The organism is Halopenitus sp. H-Gu1, from assembly GCF_041821145.1.
In the GTDB taxonomy this organism is placed as follows: domain Archaea; phylum Halobacteriota; class Halobacteria; order Halobacteriales; family Haloferacaceae; genus Halopenitus.
This window is the reverse complement of record NZ_JBGUBC010000057.1, coordinates 1-1,493: the sequence shown is the minus strand read 5'-3', so window position 1 is coordinate 1,493 and position 1,493 is coordinate 1. Positions and strand designations below refer to the sequence as shown.

Annotated in this window: 1 protein-coding gene and 1 pseudogene; both read left to right on the top strand. The window is 52.6% G+C overall.

The annotated features are described in order from the left end of the window. Nucleotides 1-348 precede the first annotated feature (348 nt). A complete protein-coding gene (locus ACERIT_RS16105; protein WP_373675869.1) occupies nt 349-1,191 on the top strand; it encodes an ion transporter in 843 nt (280 codons plus the stop codon). Between the two features lie 20 nt (nt 1,192-1,211). Continuing rightward, a pseudogene (locus ACERIT_RS16100) lies at nt 1,212-1,493 on the top strand (IS6 family transposase); the annotation flags it as partial.

Here is a 1,493-nt window from a genome sequence, read left to right as displayed (position 1 = left end):
TCCTACTTGCCACGTTCTTTGTCAGTAGACCTCCGTGGAGTGGCTCGCCGCTGTAGCCAAGATCGAGACCATCAGGAGTTGTTCATCCCAAGCGGCGACGTCGACGCCGACCTCGACAGGCCGCTTCCCGCATCACGACCGTCGCATACGACGAGGCCTCGTTCGTGAGCCGAAGTTGAGTGAGATGGGGAAACGACGGGTCACGTCCCACACGATTCTGTTGAAGTTGCAGAAGGCGGAGTGTTCCGAGTTATACAGAGTTCTTGGCTGGGAGCCTTGTTGACAGTCCCTGTCTCGAGAGAGGGTTCCGGGCTGCTTCTTTATGTTCGATTGGCCACTATGCCGCGTATGGGCCGCGATGCATCCGTTCCAGGCGAACGGAACCTTCGTGAGTTAGTTCAATTCTACCTCTTGGATCACCGGACAATACCAGGGAAGATAATCGACATCGCCTTGCTGGGACTAAATCTGGTGTTCGTTGCCATTTTCATCGTCGAAACGTATCCGATCGCTGCCGATTTGCGATCCCTCATTTGGGGCCTCGAAGTCGGCCTCGCTCTCATTTTCGCTGTGGAATATATATTACGTTTGTACGGAGCTCCCAATCGGGTGGCGGAATTTTTTAAGGGATACACCATGGTAGATTTGATTGCAATTTTACCGACGCTCTTAGTATTCGTGTTTCCGGTACCCATTAGTGCGTTGCAGATCGGGTTTTTACGTGCGATTCGGGTCGTCCGTGTGCTCCGGTTCTACCGATTCACCGAGGATGCGGAGTTTTTCTTTGGAACGGTTGCGGACAACACCCTGCGCGCCGTGAAGCTATTGTTGACGATTTTGGTTCTCCTGTTCATCTCAGCCGGGTTATTCTACAGTGTAGAACACGCGACGAATCCCGACGTTATGACGTTCGGTGACGCGTTCTATTACGCCGTAATATCACTATCGACGACGGGATTTGGCGATATCATCCCAGCCACGACCGCAGGTAGGTGGGTGACCGTGGGATCGATCCTGGCCGCCATCATTGTCATCCCACGACAGGCAAGTAAGTTTGTCCGGGAGTGGACGTCCAAGGAAAAAATCAACGTCACATGTCCCCACTGTGGTCTGGCATATCATGATCCGGATGCGTCACATTGTAAGGCCTGCGGGCACGTCATTTATCAAGAAATCGACTCCAGAGAGTGAACCGTCTTCCCAGATTTGAACGGAACGGCGATAACTGGTACTGGCTGTATGCGGCTGTCGATCCTGAAACGAACAGAATTCTGCACACACGGCTGTTTCCGACGTATACGACTGCGATCGCACGGGAGTTTCTATCCGAGTTGATCGAGAAACACGACGTCAAAGACGCCGTGTTTCTCATCGACAACGCAGACGATCGTATCGGTGGCCTTCGACGAGAAAACCTCAGCTACCGCGTCCAACAACACGGCTTCAGAAATTCCGTCGAACGTATCTTTCGTGAGGTAGAACGAAGAACATCT